Here is a 541-nt window from a genome sequence, read left to right as displayed (position 1 = left end):
GTTCAACCAGACAGGTGCCGATCCCGTTGGTGCCCTGGCACTCTTCGTTCCAGACGGAGCCGGTCCACAAACCCCAGGAATGAAACGTCTCGTCATCCACAGGCGCGCCGCGCCGTTCGACGGGCACGCCGTTACGATCGGCGAGCAGGACGCAGCATCCGACGCCGCCCACCGCGAGATAGAGCCGGTCCAGACTCGATTGGGCAGCTCGGACGAGTGGTTCGATGCGTTGCCGGGCCTCCCCCAATTCCGCCTCTGTCAGATAGCGTGGCGGGCTGCAATCGGTCGGATTGAGCCGATGCAAACTGGAAGACCGTCGCCAGGAGGCGACCAGCGCGGACTTCGCCGCCGCGTCGGAAGCGATCGCGGCCTGAATGCGGTCGGCATGATGACATAGATCCTCGCCCATTCTATCCTCCCATCCCCATCTCTTCCCCTTCGGTTTATGGGCCAAGGCTGCTTCAAGACAGGCTACGCTGATGTCGCACTAGGTTCCGATTTCAATCAGCAAACTGTCAATTCGACAGAAGAAGCACGAAGG

Annotated in this window: 1 pseudogene; it reads right to left on the bottom strand. The window is 61.4% G+C overall.

From position 1 onward, the window contains the following. A pseudogene (locus tag EOA85_RS36845) lies at nucleotides 1-409 on the bottom strand (sigma-54-dependent Fis family transcriptional regulator); the annotation flags it as partial. Nucleotides 410-541: the final 132 nt, after the last annotated feature.

This window comes from Mesorhizobium sp. M5C.F.Ca.IN.020.29.1.1 (assembly GCF_003997375.1).
Classification (GTDB): domain Bacteria; phylum Pseudomonadota; class Alphaproteobacteria; order Rhizobiales; family Rhizobiaceae; genus Mesorhizobium; species Mesorhizobium wenxiniae.
This window is presented reverse-complemented; position numbering and strand designations above follow the sequence as displayed.